3 protein-coding genes are annotated in these 3,688 nt (G+C 75.5%); all 3 read left to right on the top strand.

Annotated features, from left to right (window positions below; translation table 11 throughout):
- Positions 1-37: 37 nt before the first annotated feature.
- A complete protein-coding gene (locus tag ABZW03_RS38525) occupies positions 38-2,422 on the top strand; it encodes an RICIN domain-containing protein (RefSeq protein WP_355269191.1) in 2,385 nt (794 codons plus the stop codon).
- A 127-nt stretch (positions 2,423-2,549) separates the two neighbouring features.
- Positions 2,550-3,422 carry an SIS domain-containing protein gene (locus ABZW03_RS38530; RefSeq protein WP_355269187.1) on the top strand — a complete coding sequence of 291 codons (873 nt, stop codon included), beginning with the start codon at positions 2,550-2,552 and terminating at the stop codon, positions 3,420-3,422.
- Positions 3,419-3,688, top strand: a 270-nt coding sequence (locus ABZW03_RS38535; protein WP_355269189.1) for an ROK family protein, incomplete at its 3' end; no start/stop codon positions are given. The genes ABZW03_RS38530 and ABZW03_RS38535, both read left to right, overlap by 4 nt.

Raw genomic sequence — 3,688 nt, forward strand, 5'->3', positions numbered from 1 at the left:
CGCCCCGGCGTCCGCCGCCCCGGCCCCGGCCCCCGAGGTGGCGGCCGCCCGACCCGCCGCCACCACGTACACCGTCTCGGTCGGCCGGACCGGCCCGTACGCCCACCCCGACGACACCCCGGCGTCCGTCTACACCGACAAGGACGGCACGTTCTACTTCCAGCAGTCGCACGCGCTGTACGGCCCGAAGGACTCCCGGCGGTGGGACTTCTACAGCGGCGCGGACTTCGAGAGCGCCACCCGGTCGGCCGCGATCAGCGACGCCGTCAACCCCGCCGACCCGAACGACCGCAACGACGACACCACCTGGCGGTGCAACAACAGCCCCACCGGCCTGGAGTCCACCCAGGCGCCGCAGGGCTCCGGCTACTCCCAGCGCAACTTCTGCGACCTGGTCGGGGTCTGGGTCGACCCGGACACCGGCGACTGGTACGGGCTGGTGCACAACGAGTTCACCCCCCAGCCCTTCGGCGACGGCCTGCACTACGACGCGATCGACTACGCCGTCTCCACCGACCAGGGCCGGACCTGGACCATCCGGGACCACGTCATCACCTCCCCGTACAGCACCGTCCGGGGCGACGCCGCCGCCTTCCCCCAGCAGACCTACGACTACGGCGACGGAGATCCGCGCCTGTTCGTCGACACCGCCTCGGGCTACTTCTACGTCTACTACGGCTCCCGGATCGTCCCCAAGGCCGGCGTCGGCGGCTCCAACGGCGGCCTGGCCCACGTCGCCCGCGCCCCGATCTCGGCGAAGATGGCACCCGACTCCTGGCGGAAGTGGTACGACGGCACCTGGACGCAGCCCGGCCGGGGCGGCCTGGAGAGCAACATGGTGCCCGCCACCCCGGCGGCGCCGACCGGGTACACCCCGCCCGCGGCCGACTACCGTCCGAGCACCCCCGGCTCGGTGGACCAGCAGGTCAAGGCCGGCCAACTGCCGCCCAAGTCCGACCTGTTCATCATGAACATCGCCTACGACGCCTACCTCGGCCGGTACATCGGCGAGCCCGAGGTGGTCTCCGGCACCGCGCCGCAGCGGTTCTACGCCACCAAGGACCTCGCCACCCAGCAGTGGACCCTGATCGGCGACAGCGGCGGCTACACCTCCGGCTCCTGGTACCGCTGGATGCTCGACCCGGCCGCCCGCACCGGCGGCACCGTCCTCGGCCGGACCTTCCGCTCCTACTGCTCCATCGCCTGCGCCGGCTCCGACGGCGAGTACGCCGACATCACCATCGGCTCCTCCGCGCCGGCCGCCCCGCCGGTCGACCTGACCAGGACCTACCGGATCCAGAACGGCGACGGCCGGGTCCTCGTCCAGGCCGCCGGCGGCTCCGCCGTCACCTCCACGGCCAGGGCCGACGGCTCGGCCGGCGAGTCCTGGCGGTTCCTGGCCACCGGCGACGGCTCCTACCGGATCGCCAACGCCGGCACCGGCCGGCTGCTGGGCGTCGGCTCCGCCTCGACGGCCGGCCGGGCCTGGGGCGCCGCACTGACCACCGCCGGCACCGCCGACGGGAACGCCACCGTCGGGCAGCAGTGGTTCGTCCTCCCCAGCCGGGCCGGCAAGGGCCGGTTCCAGCTGGTGAACCGTTACAGCGGCCTGGTGATCGGCCTGTCCGGCACCCCCGGCCGGCTCGCCGAGACCGCGCCCGCCCGCTCCTGGAGCGACACCACCGGCAGCGCGGTCGGCGGCGGCCGTACGGCGGCCGAGCAGACCCTCGCCCTCACCGCGACCGGCACGGCCCCCGAGACCGTCGTGCTCACCGCCCCCGGCGACCGGTCCGGCACCGTCGGCCAGGCCGTCTCGGTCCAGCTCGACGCCACCGACAGCGCCGGGAAGCCGCTCGCCTTCACGGCGACCGGCCTGCCCGCCGGGCTCTCCGTCAGCCCCTCGGGCCTGATCGCCGGCACCCCGACCGCCGCCGGGACCACCACCGTCACCGTCACCGCCTCCTCCGGCACCGCGAGCGCCTCGGTCGTCTTCAGCTGGACCGTCCAGCCCGACCTCAGCGGCAACCGCACGCTGACCACGGGCGGCCGGGCCCTCGACGACGCCGACGGCAGCACCACCGCCGGCACCCCGCTCATCACCTGGCCGGCGTCCGGCGCGAGCAACCAGCGCTGGCAGTTCCGCCTCCAGCCCGACGGCTCGTACGAGCTGGTCAACGGCCTCTCGGCGATGTGCGCCGACGTCAGCGGCGGCTCCACCGACGCCGGTGCCCAGGTCATCCAGTGGCCGTGCACCGGCGGTGCCAACCAGCACTGGAACGTCCGGCCGACGGCCGACGGCTCGTACGCCGTCAGCTCGGCCGGCAGCGGACTGCTGCTCACCGCCGCCTCGGCCGCCGACGGTGCCGCGGTGACCCAGCAGCCGGACACCGGATCGCCGCTGCAGCGGTGGTCGATCGCCTGAGCCGGGCCCGGCCGGGGGGACGGGCCCGACGCCGGGCCCCGGGGGCTGTCCCGGGGCCCGGCACCCCCCACCCGACGCACCCGACGCACCTGACGCACCCGACCGCCCGACACCCCAGGAGGACGACATGGCCCACGTGGACGAAGAGATCGCGAGCCAGCCCGAGTGCTGGCGGCGCGCCCTCGACCTGACGCCGAAGCACCTGCCCGAACCCGGCGAGCGCGTGGCGGTCGTCGGCTGCGGCACCTCGCTGTACATCGCCCAGGCGTACGCGGCGCTGCGCGAGAGCCTCGGCCAGGGGGAGACCGACGCGTTCGCCGCCTCCGAGTTCCCGGCGGCCCGGCGGTACGACCGGGTGGTCGCCCTCACCCGCTCCGGCACCACCACCGAGGTGCTGGACGCGTTGGCCCGCACCCGGAGCGCCGAGACGGTGGCGATCACCGGCGACCCGGCCACCCCGGTCGGCGGAGCGGCCCGGCACCTGGTGCCCCTGGAGTTCGCCGACGAGCGGTCCGTGGTGCAGACCAGGTTCGCCACCACCGCCCTCGTCCTGCTGCGCGCCCACCTGGGCGCCGCGCCCCGGGACCTGCCCGAGCAGGCGAGCCGGGCGCTGACCGAGCCGCTGCCCGAAGGAGCGCCCGACGCCCGGCAGTTCACCTTCCTCGGCACCGGCTGGACCAGCGGCGTGGCCCACGAGGCGGCGCTCAAGGTCCGGGAGGCGTCCTCCTCGTGGACCGAGTCCTACCCGGCCATGGAGTACCGGCACGGACCGATCAGCGTCAGCGGCCCGGAGAGCCTGGTCTGGTTCCTCGGCACACCGCCGGCCGGCCTGCCGGAGCAGGTCGGGCGGACCGGCGCGCGGGTCTCGGTCTCCGACCTCGACCCGCTGGCGGACCTGGTCCGGGCGCAGCGCCTGGCCGTCCGGCTGGCCACCGGCCGCGGCCTCGACCCCGACCGGCCGCGCCACCTGACCCGCTCGATCGTGCTGGACGGGTCGTGACCCCGACCGGAGGCAGCGTCATCGCGCTGGACGTCGGCGGAACGCGGATCAAGGGCGTCGTGGTCGAGGACGGCGAGCCGGTCGAGTCGCGGCAGTGGCCCACCCGGGCCGAACGCGGGCCGGAGGCCGTCCTCGACACTCTGCTGCGGTGCGCGGACGAGCTGCGGGCCCGGGCCGTGCGCCGGGGAACGCCGCCGCGGGCCGCCGGGATCGCCGTCCCCGGCCTGGTGGACGAGGCCGGCGGCACCGCCGTCCTCGCCGCCAAC

The organism is Kitasatospora sp. NPDC004799, assembly GCF_040609095.1.
GTDB lineage: Bacteria > Actinomycetota > Actinomycetes > Streptomycetales > Streptomycetaceae > Kitasatospora.